We start from the raw sequence: 17,790 nt of genomic DNA on the forward strand, positions 1-17,790 counted from the left end.
TAGCGCGGCGGCTCCCTCATAGGTGTGAGAAAGCTCAATTCTTCGCACAACGCGCACAGTCATCCTGAGGGAGCGCCACGCGGAATCGTCAGGAACACAGAAGCTTGCGCGCGACCGAAGGACCTTCTCTCCGCCACCGTGAGGCCAGATGCGGGGCATGAAACCAGCCCCACGCTTCTGCCGGCAAGGTCCTTCGGTCGGCGCCAGAGTATCGTGTACGAGCAGGTTTTGGAGCGGCGCCTTCCCTCAGGATGACTGGCACGATTCGAGGATCCTCTACAACCTCTCAGGCTCAGGATGACTGGCTCGGGGTGGCGGGATCATGCAACATCCCGTGCGGCGACCGCCGAACGCCGCCCGCGAGCCGGTGAACGGACGCCGGCCCCGCGAAACACTGGTTTGGCGCGGCATCATTCCATTAAGATCACGTCCATGGGAGCATCCGAATCGAATAGAGCGCCGGCCGGCCTGACCGTGCGGTCGGTGCGGCGCGGAGAATCGTCCGCATGACCCGCATCGTGGAGCGGTGCCCAAGCTGCGGTGTGGAGCACGACCATCGCGTGGACGAATGCGAGGCGTGCGGCCACGGCGTGCGCCATTGGTGCCGCACGCACAGCCGTGAGATCGGCTGGCTGATGACCGACTGGTGCATCCGCTGCGAGGAAGAGGAAGCCCGCCGCGAGGGGCGGCCGGTCCGTCCGCCACCAGCGCCCCCGCCGCCCCCGCCCCCGCCGCCTCCACCGCCTCCGGAGCCGGAGCCGATTCCTTCGGGTGTGCCCGGACCGTCGGAGGCGGCCCGCGAGCGCGCGGCGGCGCTGCTGCGGGAGCGGCTGCGTGTGGCGGCTGAGAGGGCGCGCGAGACGGCGGACGTGGTGCTCGAACCGGTGGCGGTCGCGCCGGCGGAGGTGGCCCCTGCGCCGTTGGAGATACCGGCCGCGGTTGAGCCGGTGACGGAGCGGAGAGCCGCGGCACCCCGGCCGAAGCTGCTCGTCCGCCTGTTCGACGGGCTGCTGACCGTGATGCAGACCGGCATCGTGGGCGTGCTGATCGGCGTGGTGATCGGCGGCATCCGCGCGTACCGGATCGGCGCGGAGGTGCCGCTGGAGGCGGCGGGGGGCGGAGCGCTGGGCGGCATGGCGGGGCTCGCGCTGGGCGTGCTGATCGCCATCGTGCGCTTCCTGCTTCCGCCTCGTCAAAAGCCGGACGGATGACGAGGCCGGGCGCCGAACTGGTGGCGGATGAGACCCGGAAAAGAGGAAGGGTACAGAGGAGCAGGCAAAAGCCGGAGGAACAGAGGAATCCATCGTCCTCTGTTCCTCTGGCGGTTCTCTGCCCCTCTGTACCCCTCCTCTTTTTGACGCCGCGCATTTCGGGGCAGATGTAGCACATCCTTGCACCTCATCCCGCGTGCCACCTACATTGGGCCGGCCTGCCTCCCGTTCCGCCGTACTCGATCCCATGCCGGACCCCGCGGTGCTCGCTCCCGACTTTCACGCACAGCTCGCCACCCACTTCGGCGCGCTCGAAGCCGACCTGGCGGACGCGCTGGCGGCGGCCATGCGCCCCGTGCGGCTGTCCGCCGGCGAGACGCTGTTCCGTACGGGGAGCGCCGAGCCCGCGCTGTACCTGCTGCTTGCCGGGGCGGTGCACGTGGTCGAGCGCCTGCCGGACGGCGGGGAGACGGTGCTGCGGACGATGGAGCCCGGCGAGGCGGTGGACGAGCTGCAGGTACTGGCCGGCAGCCGCGGAACCGTGGAGGTACGCGCCGCCACGGACGTGGAGCTGGCCCGCGTGGCGGACGCCGACCGCGACGCGCTGGCGGGCCGCTTTCCCCAGCTGCGCCGCGTGTGGGAGCGTATTCACCGCCAGCAGCTGCTCTGCCGGCTGCACGCCGTCTTTGGCGTGATGGACCGCGCGCTGCTGGACGACCTGGGGCGCATGGCGGAGTGGGTGCACCGCCGCCGCGGCGAGCTGCTGTTCGAACAGAACCAAACGGGCGGGGCGCTCTACCTGGTCATCAGCGGCCGCCTGCGCACGGTGCGGGTGGAAAAGGGCGGCGCCCGCGTGCTGGGCGAGTCGGCGCGCGGCGAGATCGTGGGCGAGCTTTCCTTTTTTGGCTGCGAGCCACGCGGCGAGCGGGTAGAGGCGGTGCGCGACTCCGTCCTGGTGGCGCTGGAGGCCGCGGAGTTCGAGGCGCTGGTCGCCCGTCGTCCGCAGACGCTGCGGCACGTCACCCGGCTGGTCATCGACCGAATGAACCGCGGCGACGCGGAAGGCACGGTGGCACGGGTCACCAACGTGGCCGTCGTCGCCGCCAGCCCCGGCGCGCCGGTGGCCGCCTTCTGCGAGCGGCTGACGGCGGCGCTGGCGGAGCACGGCCCCACGCTGCACCTGACGGCGGCGGAAACCGAGCGGCGGATGGCGGAAGCCGGCATCGCCCAGGCCTGGGGCGACGCGCCCGACACGGCGCGGCTGCTCGCCTGGCTGGAGGCGCGCGAGGTGGACCACCGCTTCGTCCTCTACCAGGCGGAAGAGGGCGCCACCGCGTGGACCCGCCGCTGCATGCGCCAGGCAGACCGCGTGATCCTGGTCGCCCGCGCGGACGAAGATCCGGGGCCGGGGCCGGTGGAGACGGCGCTGGCCCAGACGGAGGACCGCGCCACCGAGGCGCACGAGGTGCTGGTCATCGTCCACGCAGACGGTTCGAAGCGGCCCAGCGGGACGCGGCGCTGGCTGGCGGGGCGTCAGGCGCGCGAGCACGTGCACCTGCGCTGGGACGGCGCGGCGGACTTCGCGCGGCTGGGGCGGATGCTGGCCGGGCGCGCCGTCGGCGTGGTGCTGGGCGGCGGCGGGGCGCGCGGCTTCGCGCACATCGGCGTGCTGCGCGCGCTGTCGGAGGCCGGTGTCCCCATCGACTACATCGGCGGCACCAGCATGGGCGCGGGGGTGGCGGCGCAGTACGCGCTGGGCATTGCCCCCGACGACCTGCTTGCGTGGAACCGCCGCATCTACCTGGAATGGCGCCCGCAGAAGCAGCTCACCCTTCCCCTGGTGTCCCTGGTCGACAACCGCCTGGCCGGCGTGTGCGGCGAGCGGGTGTACGGCGACACGGAGATCGAGGACCTGTGGACGCCGTACTTTGCCGTCACCAGCAACCTGACCACGGCGGAGATGATGGTGCATCGCACGGGGCTGCTGCGAAAGTACGTCCTGGCGAGCGCATCCATCCCCGTCTTTGCCCCGCCAGTGCTGGAAGGCAACCACCTGCTGGTGGACGGTGCGCTGCTGAACAACCTGCCCGCGGACGTGATGCGCGAGCAGGGCGTGGGCGTCGTCATCGCGTCGGAGGTGTCGCTGGAGGAGGATGCCAGCTTTACCGCGGAGCACGTGCCCACCGCGTGGGAGGTGCTGCGCGGCCGGTTCAGCCGCCGCCGTTCGGGCGTACGGCCGTTTCCGGGGATCATGGAGATGGCGATGCGCTCGTCGCTGCTGCACAGCAGCTGGCGCGAGCGTGAGGCGCTGGCCAGGGCGGATTTCTGCCTGCGCCCGCCGATTGAGGGGTTCGCGTTGATGGGGTTCGAGGAGATGCAGGAAATTTCAGAGGTGGGATACGCGTACGCGGTCGAGGCGGTGGCTGCGTGGGCAGAGCGGCCGGGCGGGGAGGCGAGGGAATAGGGAATAGGGAATAGGGGGATGGTAACGTGGGAACAGCGGGAGAAGGGAGGCAGTGACTCGTCACAACGGGCGCAGGCGGCCCTGAACGTCAGCGGTGGAGGAGAGCGATGCAGGGGTTTGACCGGCTGGTGCGGATGGTCCAGAAGGGGTACGAGGGGGTGGGCAAGCACGGCGCGCCGTCGTTCGCGCTGCAGCTGCCGGGCGCGGACCCGGCGGTGTTCGGCCGCGGCGACCCGGCGGCCACGGTGGTGGTGAACGACCGGCGCGGCGCGGCCGCCCTGGCCACGATGGACGCGCTCTCCGTCTGCGAGGCGTACCTGAACGGCGCCCTGGACGTGGTGGGCGAGATCAAGCCGCTGCTGGCGCTGCGCGACATGTTCAGCGACCGGCACCCGCTGCGCTCGGCGATGCGCTTCATCCGCCCGCTGCTGGCGGGGCAGGTGTCCAGCGACCGCGCCTTTATCGCCGAGCACTACGACCGCGAGCCCGAGTTCTACCTCCTCTTTCTGGACGCGCGCCACCGCTGCTACTCGCAGGGCGTTTTTGCCCACGCGGACGAGCCGCTGGAAGACGCCATCACCCGCAAGCTGGACTTCGCGCTGGAGTCCATCGGCGCCAAGCCGGGAGACCGCGTGCTGGACGTGGGCGGCGGATGGGGCGCGTTCACGCAGTACGCGGGGCAAAAGGGCGTCCGCGTCACCAGCCTTACCATCTCGCGCGAGTCGGAGTCGTTCATCAACGCCCTCATCCGCGGCGAGCAGCTGCCGTGCGAGGTGCGCCGCGAGCACCTGTGGGAGCACCAGCCGGCGCAGCGCTACGATGGCATCGTCAACCTGGGCGTGACGGAGCACCTGCCGGACTACGCGGAAACGCTCAAGCACTACGCGCGGCTGCTCAAGCCGGGCGGCCGCATTTGCCTGGACGCCAGCGCCACGCGCCAGAAGTACGACGTGAGCACCTTCTTTGAGCGCTACGTCTTTCGCGGCAACGGCACGCCGCTGTGCCTGCACGATTACCTGGGCGCCGTGGCCCGCAGCCCGTTCGAAATCGAAACGGTGCTGAACGACCGTGAGAACTACGGCCTTACCACGCTGCACTGGGCCCGCAACCTGGACCAGCACCGCGAGCAGATCGAGGCGCGCTGGGGCAAGCCGGCGTACCGCGTGTTCCAGCTGTACCTGTGGGGGTGCGTGGACGGCTTCGAGCGCGACCAGATCCAGGCGTACCGCTGGGTGATGCGCCTCAACGGGTAGGCGCTGCGGAAGGCGCGGCGCAGGCCCCCTCCGGGCCGGCACCACCGGCCCACCTCCCCCGAAACTGCCGGGGGAGGTTGATGTGGGCAGGCGATGGTGTGTTTCGAAAGATCGCGAGCGGGATGGTGGGCGCCCCCTCCCCGTCCCTCCCCCGCAAACAGCGCGGGGGAGGGAGGTGCGACGCACCTTCCGGAGTGGGATCAAAGTTCTCCCCTCTCCCCCCTGCAGTTCGTGGGGGAGAGGCCGGGAGAGGGGGGGCGCCGGCGGACGTAGTTCGATGCCGTTCGATCCACCATCGAAGTTCTCCCCTCTCCGTGAGGAACGAACGGGGAGGGGCCGGGGGAGGGGCACCGCGTCCGACGCAGTTCGATGCTGTTCGCAGACGTACAGATCTGGCGGCTCCCGCCGTGTCCCCCCACCTGCTAAAATCTTCCCTGTGATCTCTGGCGACCGGACGGACGCCTGCCTATTGTATCCAATCGACCCATAGCCGCAGTCAGGCACTCGCCGGGAACCCGCTCCCGGGGAGAGCCCGAGGTTTCAGCCCGTGGCGGGTCGTACCTGCCGTTGTTCCCGCTATTCCCTATTCCCTGTTCCCTATTCCCTGACATGAGACGTACCCTGTCCGCGGCGCTCGTGGCCGCGGCGACCGCCCTGCCGCTTACCGCGCAGGAGCAGCCGCACGCGTTCCGGGGCGCCACCATCCTTCCCATCGCTGGGCAGCCGATCACCAACGGCGTGCTGGTGGTGCAGGGAGGCAAGATCACGGCGGTGGGCGGGCCGCAGACGGCCATCCCCGCCGGCGCGGTGGTGCACGACGCCGCGGGCAAGACCATCATGCCCGGGCTGGTAGACACGCACTCGCACATCGGCGGCGGCGACGGCGGCGACCGCAGCAATCCCATGCACCCGTCCGTCCGCATTCTGGACGCCATCGACGCGCGCGACGAGGGGATCCAGAAGGCGCAGGCCGGCGGCATCACCACCGTGAACGTGATGCCCGGCAGCGGCCTGCTGATGAGCGGCCAGACGGCGTACCTCAAGCTGCGCGACGGCACCGACATCTACGACCTGCTCTTTTGCCGCGACGTGCTGCGCGAGGTGTGCGGCGGGATGAAGATGGCCAACGGCACCAACCCCCGCGGTGACGCGCCGCACCCGGGCACGCGCGGCCGCGCCGCCTCCATCGTGCGCGAGCGCTTTGTGCGCGCGCAGGAGTACCGGGAAAAGATCCGCACCGCCGGCGGCGCCGACCGCGTGACGCCGCGCGACCTGGAGCTTGAGGCGCTGGCCGAGGTGCTGGACGGCCGACGCGTGGTGCACTTTCACACCCACCGCGCCGACGACATCCTCACGGCGCTGCGGCTTTCGCGCGAGTTCGGCTTTCGCATCGTCCTGCAGCACGTGAGCGAGGCGTACCGCGTGGCCGACGAGATCGCGGCGTCCGGCGCGCCGGCCAGCATCATCGTCCTGGACTCGCCCGGCGGAAAGCTCGAAGCGCTGAACTTCAGCAACGTCAACGGCGCGGCGCTGGAGCGGGCGGGCGTGCTCACCGCCTTTCACACCGACGACGGCATCACCGACAGCCGCTTCTTCCTTCGCTCCGCCGGCTTTGGCGTGCGGGCGGGGATGTCGCGCGAGCGGGCGCTGGAGGCCATGACCATCGCCGGCGCGCGGATGATGGGGCTGGAGGCGCGCGTGGGTACGCTGGAGCCCGGGAAGGACGCGGACTTCATCGTCCTGTCCGGCGACCCGCTGAGCGTCTACACGCACGTGGAGCAGACCTGGGTGGAGGGGAGCAAGGTGTTCGACCTGGCGGATCCGATCGACCGGATGTTCGCCATCGGCGGGCCGGACGTGTTCAGCGACGGCGCCGCGCACACGCACGACGGCGAGGAGGGCCACTGATGCGGCGGATACACGGATTCGCGCTGGCGTCGGCGGCGCTGGCGCTGGCCGCACCGGCGGACGCGCAGGTGGCCGTGCGCGGCGAGACGGTCTACACCATGTCCGGCGCGCCCATTCGCGACGGCGTGGTGCTGGTGGGCGCGGACGGCAAGATCCAGCGCGTGGGCACCGCGGCGGAAGTGCAGATCCCCGCCGGCTACCGCACGCTGACGGGCCGCGTGGTAACGCCGGGGCTGGTGGATGCGCACAGCGTGGTGGGGCTGGCCGGCGCCATGGGGCAGGCCCACGACCAGGACCAGCTGGACCGCGTGGAGGCGATCGCCCCCGAGCTGCGCGCCATCGACGCCTACAACGCCCGCGAGCAGCTGGTGGAGTGGCTGAGCGGATACGGCGTCACCACGGTGCACACGGGCCACGGCCCCGGCGCGCTGGTGAGCGGGCAGACGATGATCGTCAAGACGCGCGGCGACGACGTGGGCGAGGCGCTGGTGGATACGACGACGATGCTCGCCTTTACGCTGGGGCCGTCCGTGACGCAAACCTTCCGCAACGCGGGAACGCGCTCGCGCGGCATCGCGCTGCTGCGCGCGGAGTTCCAGAAGGCGCGCGAGTACGATCGCCGGCGCGGCGGCACGGGCGGCGGCGGCGGTGGAAACCGCGGCGGCAGCGGCGGAAGCGGTGAGGGCGCGGGGATGCGCGACGGCGATCGCGCCACCGCCGCGGCCAACCCGCGGACGGCGGATCGCGCGACGAACGCTCCTCGCGCAAGCGGCGGCGGCAACGCGAACCGCGGCGGCGGTGGCGGCAGCGAGGGCGGCGCGGGCGCACGTGACCTGGGGCTGGAGATGCTGGCGCGGGTGCTGAACCGCGAGATCCCCGCGCTCATCACCGCGCAGAAGGTCCCCGAGATCCTGGCGGCGCTGCGGCTGCGGGAGGAGTTCGGATTCGACATGGTGCTGGATGGCGCCGCGGAAAGCTACCTGGTGATCGACGAGATCCGCCGCGCGGGGGTCCCCGTCATCATCCACCCCTCCATGGTGCGCCTGGGCGGCGAGACGGCGGGCGCCACGCTGGAGACGGCCAGCAAGCTGCGCCAGGCCGGCATCACCGTGGCCCTGCAGAGCGGCTTTGAGGGCTACGTTCCCAAGACGCGCGTGGTGCTGTTCGAGGCGGCCGTCGCCGCGGCCAACGGGCTGTCGATGGAAGACGCGCTGCGGACCATCACCATCGACGCCGCCCGCGTCATTGGCCAGGAGCGCCGCGTGGGCTCGCTGGAGGCCGGTAAGGACGGCGACTTTGTCGTCTTTGACGGCGACCCGTTCGAGTACACCTCGCACGTCTGCGCGGTGGTCATCGACGGGCGCGTGGTGAGCGAGGAGTGCCGGTAGGGGAGGGAAGTGCGTGAGTGCGGAAGTGCGTCAGTGCGTGAGTAGGAGATGGCGCGCCGCAGCATGATGCAGAAAGGCCGGGACCGCGGGTGCGGTCCCGGCTTTTTCTATCACCCCGAAGCCAGTCATTCTGAGGAAGGCGCCGCGGCGTACCTTACCCTCGCGCGAACCCCTGCGCGCCGACCGAAGAACCTTCTCTCCTCCTGCTCGAACCTGGTCGCGGTAGCTCCACGCTTGCCGTGCCCACTGGCCGTAGATCGCCCTCTGTCACTCATGCAGGGCGGCCTGTCAAACCGGGAAAATCCTTGTCGATTTGACCGATCGGGAGCGGTATGCCGGTTGCTTTTTCCCCGGGCAGCCGGCGCGGGATGAGACGGTGCATCCCCCGCCTTCATCACCCAACACCGTCGAGACTTTCGGAGCACACAACCGGAGGAAGCGACCATGGCACTCTACCCGACCACCACCCGCTACGCCGAGCCGTTCGACCAGCTGTTCGACACGTTCTTCGGCAACGCCGGCCGCGCCGCCAACGGCAACAGCCTGATGCGCGCGCCCGAGACGGACGTCATCGAAACCGAGCGCGAGATCCGCGTGGTGACTGAGATGCCCGGCCTGAAGCGGGAGAACATCGACATCGACATCGAGAACAACGTCCTCACCATCCGTGGCGAAAAGCGCGAGCAGCGCACCGAGGGCGAGCAGGGCCGCTGGCACCTGGCCGAGCGCCGCTACGGCACCTTCACCCGCAGCTTCGTGCTGCCGCGCGACGTGGACGCGGACAACATCCAGGCCGCCTTCCAGGACGGCGTGCTGACCGTGACCGTCCCCAAGAGCGAAAAGGCGCGCCGCCGCCGCATCGAGATCGGCGGCGAGGTGAGCCAGCAGCAGCTGGGCACCGAGTCCGAGCAGACGCAGGGCTGATCGGCGTCTCGGTAGCTGAAAAACGGGCCGGCGGAGCGATCCGCCGGCCCGTTTTTGCGTTGGGTTCATCATGCTTGTGGATGTGCGGTTTCGGGACTAAAGATGATCCGCTGGTTTCATCCATCTCTCTTTCACTTCAGCACCGTGCGAGGGAATCATGAGCGTCGCGGATCTGGCGGGTACGCAGGAGGATGGCCTGTTCGACGCAGTGGTGCAGCATTGGGCCAAGGCGCGTATCGACAATCCCCTGCAGGTGGCAAGTCGGCTGGATGACTCAGCGCGGCAGCTGATCGCGGTGGGTGGAATCCTCGAAGGCCTTCTGATCGCGGTATTTACCTTCGGAAAGGCGATCGACAATCCACCCTCCGACTATGTGATCGCCGCGTTCCTGTCGCTGCTGGTGATGTCTGCGTGCGCCGCCATCACCATCTACACGCAGACAAAGGATCTCGGGGCGTTTCCTATCTACCAGATGCTGCGGCAACCTGGGCCCACGCGACTGAAGTCGCTGGACCGGGAGGTAAAGGATTGGTGCGACACGCTCGGCAAAGTGGTAGCTCTCAAGCGTGGCTGGCTCACAGCCGCATTCACCGCCTTCATCGTCAGCCTTGCGGCGATCTGTGCGTGCACGCTGAGAATGCTGCATTGAGCGGGCAAGGTTCGATTGGATGAGGCTGGCGGAGCGATCCGCCGGCCCTTGCCTGTCGCGCGGTGAGCCGCACAGTATTTGCGACAAAACCTGCGCACTGGGCTACGGCCTTCATCCTCCTCTGGTCGACCGTACCATGCCTCTGTGCCGGCACAAGCGCATCTTCGCCGCGCGGGACATCGGCTTTGCGCTCCTGATCACGCTGGCAGCTACCGGGTGCGCGGGCGCGCAGGACGCCACTGCGCTTCCTGACGCCCGCACGCGTCAGGAAACCGCCTTCGCCGTGCGCGAAGCCGGACGCAGCCGCGTGGATTCCCTGTTCACGCAGGTCACCGGCATCGACGTGGATTCGCGTGGACGAATCTATGCCGGCGACTGGTTCACGGCGCGCGTCGTGGTGCTGGACTCCACGGGCGCCGTGGTGCGCACCGTGGGCCGCAGGGGGTTGGGCCCCGGCGAGTTCCGCAGCGTTCGCGGAGTGCAGGTGCTCCCCGGCGACAGCCTGCTGGTGTACGATCCCGGCGCGGCACGGCTGAGCGTGTTCGCGCCCGATTCCACCCGGGCCGCGTACGTGACCAACCTTGCGGCCACGCTGGCCGGCCCCGAGCCGCATCTGATCCGGCGTACCCCCGCCAACGACGCACACATCGCCCTCATCCGTCCCCCCTTTACGAGTGGGGACACCGCCCGGCACGACCTGTTGCGGCTGCTAAGCCTGGACGGCAGCGTCCGGGGGGAGCCCATGCGGCGCTTCCCGTCGCGCTCATTTCTTCGCGTGCAGCAGCAGGGCGGATTTTCCGTGATGCCCAACCCGTTTGGCCACGAGGGCCTGTTCGCGCTGGGTCCGGACGGTACGCTCCACTACGCGTGGAACGGCACCCTGGGCGTGGAGAGCACGGACCTGGAGGGTACCCGGGTGGGAGGCTTTGCTCTTGCGTACGAGCCTCCGCCCGTGACCTCGGCGGACGCCAAATCCGCGTTCGCGGGGATGCCCGAGCAGGCGGTGTCGATGTTCCGCGACGCCTTGCGGGACTCGCTTCCCGAGCGCTGGCCCGCGCTGCTGGCGCTGCTGGTGGACGAGCGCGGGCGTCTCTGGGTCGGGTTGCACGGCGCCGCGGACGAGCCGCGGGAGTGGGCGCTGTTCGAGCCCGGCGGCCGCTACCTGGGGTCGGCCTTCCTTCCCCGGGAGGCGGAGGTGCACGCCGTGCGCGGGGACCGCTTCTACACCGCCGAAAACGGTGACGACGGAGTCACCGCGGTCGTCGTCTACCACGTCGTACCTCGGCCCGAGGGCGGGAACGGCTGAGGGCCGGAGAGAGCCCCCGGTAATTACTCCCGCTGGTCAATTTTCACAAAAGGCAGGGCACATGAACCGATGGCCTGGCACCCTCGCCCGCTGCATCCTTCCGTCCCTTCTTCTGGCGCTCCCCGCGGCGGCCCAGCGAGTGGATCCCACGCGCGTGGTGGACGTCACGGTGCAGCTGCCCACGCAGGTAATGTCGGCCACCATCCGCGAGGGCGGCACGTTCAAGCTCACCTTTCAGGGCACACGCGACGAGTACGAGCTCATCCCCATCATGCGGAGCGGCGATGCCCGTGCCGTGACGATGACCGTGTACCGAACCACGGCCGGCGAAACCAGCACGCGGCAGGTCGTGGAGCGCGTCAGCCTCTCCACCGGCGTTCCCGCCACGCTGCGCAGCAATTCGCAGATCACTCTGGTGGTGGACCGCATCCGCAATGCGGCCCGGCCGACCCAGGCCGCCGTACAGCCGGCCACCTACTCGCTGACCGCCGCGGCGTCGTGGCGCCGGGCGGTGCAAGACGACCGCTGCTGCGTCTGCTGCTCGGGTGTGTGTGCATGCGCGTGCGCCGTAAAGATGAGCTGCGGCAGCTGCTCGACTCCCGGGTGCCAGATCCAGGAAACCTCGACGCCCGGCCGGCAGGATGACGGCTCCGCGCGCATGGCGGCGTTCCTGGGCGTAAGCGCCTGCGCCCGCCCGTTCCCCGAGAGCGTGGCTCCGGCCCGGCAGATCGCCTCGCGCTGACCGCTGAGCCGAGGACCAGTGCCCGGCGCTGTCCGGTCCGGCACGGCGGATTAAGTGGCAGGCAGGGCCGGCGGAGCGCTCCGCCGGCCCTGCCTGCATCCACCCCACAATGTTTGCTTGCGTGGCGGGACGGGCGGATGCATCGTGCATTCACGGCCCCATCGCGCGTGGCCCGCTCCGCCGGCCCGACCGGACTACCGGTCCCGCGACGTTCATTCCGCGGCGCCCTGGCAAAGCCCACCGGCCCGCGCGGTGGGGCCGCACACCTGCCCCCGTGATCGCATCCAGCGGTCACGGGGGTCTTGTCGTGTGGAGAGATTCGCCCCTGGGACCGGTTCTGTGACAACCCCGGTTACAAATCACGATCCTTTCCGGCCTTCATCTTGCATCATCCTTTCCCGCTGCAAAAAATCGGGGAGCACGGTACCGTCCGGGTATCCTGCCCCGGGCATCCCGTGCGGAAACCGCTCTTCGGCCGAGGCCATCAGGGCCCGACTGGCGTAAGCGTGTGAGACTGCCGCGTTATGCGTGGAATGGAGCCATGAATCCCATCAGCTGTCCCACGACCTGTTTCGGCCTTCGCGTGATCCTGTGCGTGAAGGCTGGTTGTCGTGGGCTGGCCGGGATGATTCATCCATAAAGTACGGACGGCCGCGCTCCCATGGGGGCGCGGCCGTTTGCGTCGGCCCCGCGGACGCGAGGGCCGGAATTCCATCCCTGCACGTGGAGGGAGCCATGCGCACCAAGCTCACGCTCAACCTGGAGCAGCTGACCGTCGACTCGTTCGACACCTCCGCCGCCTCTGGCAAGCGCGGCACCGTGTTCGGCGAGCAGTGCACCTGCTACACGCAGTGCACGTGTCCGGGCTGCCCCACCTGCGCGAACTACAACACCTGCGATGCCACGTGCGGGGCCACCTGCGCCAACACCTGCGACGATTACACCTGTGCGGCCAGCTGCAACGGCACGTGCGGAGCGACCTGCAACTGCAGCGGCTACACGGAGTGCGACTGCCCCGCCAGCTGCATGCAGACGGCCTGCGGCCCGTACTTCTGCTGCGCCTAACGCATGATCAGCACGGGGTGCCGCGCCCGGCGACCCGTCTGTACCGGGCGGCAGCCCTGAAGCCGTGCCGCCCGGCGCCGTCCGCGATTGCGGGCCGGCGAACTACCCCTTCCCCTGGAGGACACCATGCGCGCCAAGCTTTCCCTCAAGCTGGAAGATCTGGCGGTGGACAGCTTTGACACCACCGTGGCGCAGAAGGCAAAGGGGACCGTATTCGGCGAGCAGTGCACGTGCTACACGCAGTGCACGTGTCCCGGCTGCCCCACCTGCGATGCGTCGTGTAACGGCACCTGCGCGGCCTCGTGCAACGGCACCTGCGACGTCAGCTGCAACGGCACCTGCAACTGCCAGAGCCGCAACACCTGCGACTGGTCGTGCGAGGCGACTGCGTGCAACTGGGGCTACACCTGCGGCAACTGCACGGCGCTCCAGACCAACTGCAACGAAATCTGCCTCTGATGCACCACGGGCGGGAGCGCCGCTGCTCCCGCCCGCACAACCCGGCGGCGGTGTTTCCAAACCGCCCTCGCGCCGCTCGCGATCGCGGGCCGGCGAACCCACCCCACCCCTGGAGGACACCATGCGTGGAAAGCTCGCCCTCAAGCTGGAGGACCTGACGGTGGACAGCTTCGACACCACCGCCACGCACAAGGCCAAGGGCACCGTCTTTGGCGAGCAGTGCACGTGCTACACGCAGTGCACGTGTCCCGGCTGCCCCACCTGCGACGCGTCGTGCAACGGCACGTGTGGCGACACCTGTGCGGGCACCTGCTACAACACGTGCGACGACTATACCTGCGCCAACACGTGCGCCGGATGCGGCGCGTACAGCGACATGTGCAACAGCCAGCAGCCCTGCCCCACGGCGCTGTACTCGGCCTGCAACGGCAGGCACTGCCTGTAACGCACGATGGGCGGAGGCGCCGCGCCGGCGCCCCCGCCCGCTACCCCGGAAGGTCGCTTTTGCCCGGGGCGAACCGCCCCTCCTTCACGCATCGCCGGCTTGCAGTCACCGAACGCCGGCGATGTTACCCCTCGCTTCCTGGAGACATTCCCATGCGCAAGCTTTCCCTCAAGCTGGAAGACCTGACGGTAGACAGCTTCGACACCACCGTCACCCACAAAGCCAAGGGCACCGTTTTTGGCGAGCAGTGCACCTGCTACACCCAGTGCACCTGCCCGGGCTGCCCCACCTGCGACCATACGTGCGCGTACACCTGCGACGATCAGACCTGTCCGGCGTGTCCCACCTGCGCGGCCAGCTGCAACGGCACCTGCAACTGCCCCACGGACAACACCTGCGGCTGGACGTGCGACTACAGCTGCGCGTGCGACAGCAACTATCCGTGCCCCTCTGCGCAGTACTCGCATTGCGGCAACCTGATCTGCTATTGACGCACCACCACGAGCCGGCCTCCGCGCGCGCGGGGGCCGGCCGTTCGCGCGAACTGCCGGATGTGCGGCGTCGGGTAGCGGGTCCTGGCGCCCGTCTCCGCCCGCCGGCTCCCATCCCACCCTCTTCCCGGAACGAGCCTCATGCAGACCAAGCTCAAGCTGAACCTGGGTGACTTGGCCGTTGATTCGTTCGATACGATCCGGCCCGCGCCAAAGGAAGGCACCGTATTCGGCGAGCAGTGCACGTGCTACACCCAGTGCACCTGCCCTGGCTGTCCCACCTGCGCGAACTACAACACCTGCGATGGCACCTGTGGCGGCACGTGGGGCGAGAACACCTGCGCGCAGACCTGCGAAGACACCTGCGGTAATGACAATACTTGCAACCTCTGCGCTTACCCGCCTACATGCCAGCAGACCAACTGCGGATACCAGCTCTGCTGTGAGATCACCGGCGGCGGTGGCTGCTGAAGCTGAACGGGATTACCGCTCTGCGTCGGTCCCGTGCGGCCGGCGTTGCACCCCACCCATGGAGGACGTCCATGCAGACCAAGCTCAAGCTGAACCTGGATGACCTGGCCGTCGACTCGTTCGATACGGTTCGGCCTGCGCCCACGGACGGCACCGTCTTTGGCGAGCAGTGCACGTGCTACACGCAGTGCACCTGTCCCGGCTGCCCCACCTGCGCGAACTACGCCAGTTGCGATGCATCGTGCAACGGCACCTGTCGCGGCACGTGCGGCGAGAACACCTGTGCGGCCAGCTGCTACGGTACCTGCGGCGCGACCTGCTACTCGTGCAACTACACCGACTGCGATTGCCTCCCGCCCACATGCCAGCAGACCAACTGCGGCATGGATGTGTGCTGTGGGATCCAGTAACCCGTTCGGCCGGTCCCGCGGACGCGGGGCCGGCGATCCACCTCACATGCCGGGAGGTCGACATGCAAGCCAAGCTGAAGCTGAACCTGGAGGACCTGGCCGTCGATTCGTTCGATACGATGCGGCCCGCGCCAAAGAAAGGCACCGTCTTTGGTGAGCAGTGCACGTGCTACACCCAGTGCACGTGTCCCGGCTGCCCCACCTGCGACGCCAGCTGCAACGGCACGTGCGGGGGCACGTGTGAAGCCAGTTGCAACGGCACCTGCGGCGGCACGTGCGAAGCCAGTTGCAACGGCACCTGCGCCGGCGCCAGTTGCGGCGCAAGCTGCTTCGGCACCTGCGAATACGAGTCCTGCAACTTCAGGGACTGCTACGGGAATACGGATGCGTACTATACCGGCTGCACCCCGTACGCTTGCATCTGATGAAGAGCCAGGGCCGGATCGCCCACGCGGTCCGGCCGCCGCCGAGCCGTGATCAACCGGGCCGGCGTCCCACACCCACGACGGAGGACCCCATGCGAGGCAAGCTTACGCTCAAGCTCGAAGATCTATCGGTGCACAGCTTCGACACCACCACCACGTACAAGGCCAAGGGCACCGTCTTCGGTGAGCAGTGCACGTGCTACACGCAGTGCACCTGCCCGGGCTGCCCCACCTGCGATGCATCGTGCAACGGCACCTGCAGGGGCACCTGCGGGGAGAACACCTGCGCGGCCAGCTGCAACGGAACGTGCAACCAGGCCACCTGCGACTACAGCTGCGGTGGCGACTGCAATTTCAGCATCTACTGCGACACCAACCAGCCCTGCCCCACCAACGCCTACTCGAACTGTGCCGGGAATCCGTGCTGGTAATTACCGAATCGCGCTGTTCGTTGTGCACCCGATCCCGGATCGTGGAAAAGACTCGTCTCACACGGGGTCAACGGCTTTGATCTTTACCGTTGACCCCGTGTGAGATCTCCGGTGCTGAAGGTGCAGTTGGTGTTCGCCCGGATCCGCCGAATGCACAACGAACCGTGAGAAACGGTATAAGCGGGGAAAGATTTCCAGGGACAGGGTGACGAACGCCCGGCGGAATCGGTATCCGCCGGGCGTTGGTCGCCTACGCAGTCGGCGCGTCGCCCGTTTCGCGCGCCAGCAGGGTGTGGAAATGGTGCGTGCCCACTTCGCGGCGCGGGGAGTAGCGGCCGCGGTGGTACAGGCGCGAGCGGACGCCTTTCTGCACGGCTTCCACCACTTCTTCATCCTCCATCTCCACGCGGTGCAGGTCCGCGCCCGCGCCGCCGGACCGCTTTGTCTCATCCCACACGTAGGAGAGAAAGGAGACGCGCGTGCGGTCGTGCGCCAGCGGCTGCACCAGGTTTACCGACAGCCCCCACGGATAGAAGTTCAGCATCAGGTTGGGGAACAGCCACCAGTAGTACGCCGCCACCAGCGTTCCCGCGTCCGGATGCCCGGCGGGTAGGTCGAACGCCTCGTCGCGGTTCTTCGTCGTGCCCAGCTGCAGGTTGCACCAGTCGAAAGTCTCGGTGCGGTAGGTGGCGTAGTCCAGCGTGTCGGCCAGGCCGGCGTGGATGTAGGGGATGTGGAACTCCTCCAGGTAGTTGTCCACGTACAGCGCCCAGTTTGCGCGGATCAGGTAGTCGCGCGAAGTGTGCGGATCGAAGTGGAACTCGTCCAGCGGAAGAAAGCCTACCCGCTCGCGCACCGGGCCGATCCATGAGTCGAAGCCGCACGCGGGATCGATGGAGGTGAACGCCAGCGGCCCCCAGCGCTGCAGCGGCAGCCGGGGCAGGTCGTCCGCCGCGGAGGGAAAGTTCTCCACGCCGTCGAACTCCGGCATGTGCGTCATCGTGCCGTCCAGCGCGAAGCGGCGGCCGTGGTAGCGGCAGCGCAGGTGCTTTGCGTGCGTCTCGCCCTCGCACACCACCGTGCCGCGGTGCGTGCACACGTTGGAGAGGCAGCGCAGCACGCCGTCGTCGCCCGCGGAGAGCACCAGCGGCTCGTCCAGCGTGCCCTCCAGCAGGGTGAACGGCATCAGGTGCCCGGGCGCCTTGACCCGCTCCGCGCCGCGCACCATCTGCCAGCTGCGCGCGAACACCCGCTCCTTGTGCACCGCGAACCACTCCGGCGAGGCGTACACCTCCGCCGGCAGCGTCTGCGCGCGGTGGATGGCGGGATCGATGGTGAAGGGCTGCATCGGCGGACGAAGTGCGTGAGTGCGAAAGTACGAAAGTACGGAGTACGAGAGTACGGAGTACGAGAGTACGGACGCGGCCGCACCGGCGGCAAGGTGGATGGCGCGGCGTCATTCGATTCCGTGGGATCGAGCTGCGAATGGCGGCGTCTGTCTCATCCGCTCGAATGCCTCTGCTGTGGCGGCATCACCGGGTGCGGACGCGCCGGTGCATGGGATGCCCGATGCCGCCGGGCCGCCGAGTCCACGCAGGTGGACTTTGTGTAGTTGTTGCTGCGAATTGATTCGCCCTTCCCGGGGCCCGCGGAATCACACCGCCGTGAGCTCACGGTGTCGATCCACCCACCCGGCTCCAAAGCTGGCGCGGCGAGCGGATGCGCGGCTAGCTTCCGCATCAGCATCC

The 17,790-nt window shown here is 68.7% G+C and carries 18 protein-coding genes; 17 read left to right on the plus strand and 1 reads right to left on the minus strand.

The features are described 5' to 3' along the window. The first annotated feature begins 506 nt into the window (after positions 1–506). From ACOJUJ_RS18100 to ACOJUJ_RS18180, 17 genes are all read left to right on the plus strand, one after another. Positions 507–1,211, plus strand: a complete 705-nt coding sequence (locus ACOJUJ_RS18100; RefSeq protein WP_420128313.1) for a hypothetical protein — start codon at positions 507–509, stop codon at positions 1,209–1,211. A gap of 247 nt (positions 1,212–1,458) precedes the next feature. Then, positions 1,459–3,675: a cyclic nucleotide-binding domain-containing protein gene (locus ACOJUJ_RS18105; RefSeq protein ID WP_420128314.1), complete on the plus strand. Its 2,217-nt coding sequence runs from the start codon at positions 1,459–1,461 to the stop codon at positions 3,673–3,675. Positions 3,676–3,782: 107 nt separating this feature from the next. After that, on the plus strand, positions 3,783–4,928 hold the full coding sequence (locus ACOJUJ_RS18110; RefSeq protein ID WP_420128315.1) for a class I SAM-dependent methyltransferase: 1,146 nt from the start codon (positions 3,783–3,785) through the stop codon (positions 4,926–4,928). A 609-nt stretch (positions 4,929–5,537) separates the two neighbouring features. Then, a complete protein-coding gene (locus ACOJUJ_RS18115; protein ID WP_420128316.1) occupies positions 5,538–6,836 on the plus strand; it encodes an amidohydrolase family protein in 1,299 nt (432 codons plus the stop codon). Further along, positions 6,836–8,224, plus strand: coding sequence for an amidohydrolase family protein (locus ACOJUJ_RS18120; protein WP_420128317.1), 1,389 nt, complete (start codon positions 6,836–6,838; stop codon positions 8,222–8,224). Before ACOJUJ_RS18115 ends, ACOJUJ_RS18120 begins: the two co-directional genes overlap by 1 nt. 444 nt (positions 8,225–8,668) lie before the next feature. Next, positions 8,669–9,148 (plus strand): Hsp20/alpha crystallin family protein, encoded by a 480-nt coding sequence (locus tag ACOJUJ_RS18125; protein WP_420128318.1) that lies wholly within the window; start codon positions 8,669–8,671, stop codon positions 9,146–9,148. A 157-nt stretch (positions 9,149–9,305) separates the two neighbouring features. Next, positions 9,306–9,797, plus strand: coding sequence for a hypothetical protein (locus ACOJUJ_RS18130; protein ID WP_420128319.1), 492 nt, complete (start codon positions 9,306–9,308; stop codon positions 9,795–9,797). Positions 9,798–9,933: 136 nt separating this feature from the next. Then, positions 9,934–11,103 (plus strand): hypothetical protein, encoded by a 1,170-nt coding sequence (locus tag ACOJUJ_RS18135; RefSeq protein WP_420128320.1) that lies wholly within the window; start codon positions 9,934–9,936, stop codon positions 11,101–11,103. 61 nt (positions 11,104–11,164) lie between these two features. Beyond that, positions 11,165–11,845, plus strand: a complete 681-nt coding sequence (locus ACOJUJ_RS18140; RefSeq protein WP_420128321.1) for a hypothetical protein — start codon at positions 11,165–11,167, stop codon at positions 11,843–11,845. Positions 11,846–12,580: 735 nt separating this feature from the next. Continuing rightward, positions 12,581–12,910, plus strand: coding sequence for a hypothetical protein (locus ACOJUJ_RS18145; protein ID WP_420128322.1), 330 nt, complete (start codon positions 12,581–12,583; stop codon positions 12,908–12,910). A gap of 126 nt (positions 12,911–13,036) precedes the next feature. Continuing rightward, entirely contained in the window at positions 13,037–13,369 is a 333-nt protein-coding gene (locus ACOJUJ_RS18150) for a hypothetical protein (protein ID WP_420128323.1), read from the plus strand. A 121-nt stretch (positions 13,370–13,490) separates the two neighbouring features. Next, positions 13,491–13,814 carry a hypothetical protein gene (locus ACOJUJ_RS18155; protein ID WP_420128324.1) on the plus strand — a complete coding sequence of 108 codons (324 nt, stop codon included), beginning with the start codon at positions 13,491–13,493 and terminating at the stop codon, positions 13,812–13,814. A gap of 152 nt (positions 13,815–13,966) precedes the next feature. Beyond that, entirely contained in the window at positions 13,967–14,305 is a 339-nt protein-coding gene (locus ACOJUJ_RS18160) for a hypothetical protein (RefSeq protein WP_420128325.1), read from the plus strand. Between the two features lie 141 nt (positions 14,306–14,446). Beyond that, positions 14,447–14,776 carry a hypothetical protein gene (locus ACOJUJ_RS18165; protein WP_420128326.1) on the plus strand — a complete coding sequence of 110 codons (330 nt, stop codon included), beginning with the start codon at positions 14,447–14,449 and terminating at the stop codon, positions 14,774–14,776. A 71-nt stretch (positions 14,777–14,847) separates the two neighbouring features. Further along, positions 14,848–15,186 (plus strand): hypothetical protein, encoded by a 339-nt coding sequence (locus tag ACOJUJ_RS18170; protein ID WP_420128327.1) that lies wholly within the window; start codon positions 14,848–14,850, stop codon positions 15,184–15,186. Positions 15,187–15,248: 62 nt separating this feature from the next. After that, on the plus strand, positions 15,249–15,611 hold the full coding sequence (locus ACOJUJ_RS18175; RefSeq protein WP_420128328.1) for a hypothetical protein: 363 nt from the start codon (positions 15,249–15,251) through the stop codon (positions 15,609–15,611). Between the two features lie 92 nt (positions 15,612–15,703). Further along, positions 15,704–16,042 carry a hypothetical protein gene (locus tag ACOJUJ_RS18180; RefSeq protein ID WP_420128329.1) on the plus strand — a complete coding sequence of 113 codons (339 nt, stop codon included), beginning with the start codon at positions 15,704–15,706 and terminating at the stop codon, positions 16,040–16,042. 250 nt (positions 16,043–16,292) lie between these two features. Here the strand turns inward: ACOJUJ_RS18180 and ACOJUJ_RS18185 are convergent, their stop codons facing one another. Continuing rightward, positions 16,293–17,390 carry an aromatic ring-hydroxylating oxygenase subunit alpha gene (locus tag ACOJUJ_RS18185; protein ID WP_420128330.1) on the minus strand — a complete coding sequence of 366 codons (1,098 nt, stop codon included), beginning with the start codon at positions 17,388–17,390 and terminating at the stop codon, positions 16,293–16,295. Positions 17,391–17,790 lie beyond the last annotated feature (400 nt).

The sequence above is a fragment of the Longimicrobium sp. genome (assembly GCF_048594345.1).
In the GTDB taxonomy this organism is placed as follows: Bacteria; Gemmatimonadota; Gemmatimonadetes; order Longimicrobiales; family Longimicrobiaceae; genus Longimicrobium.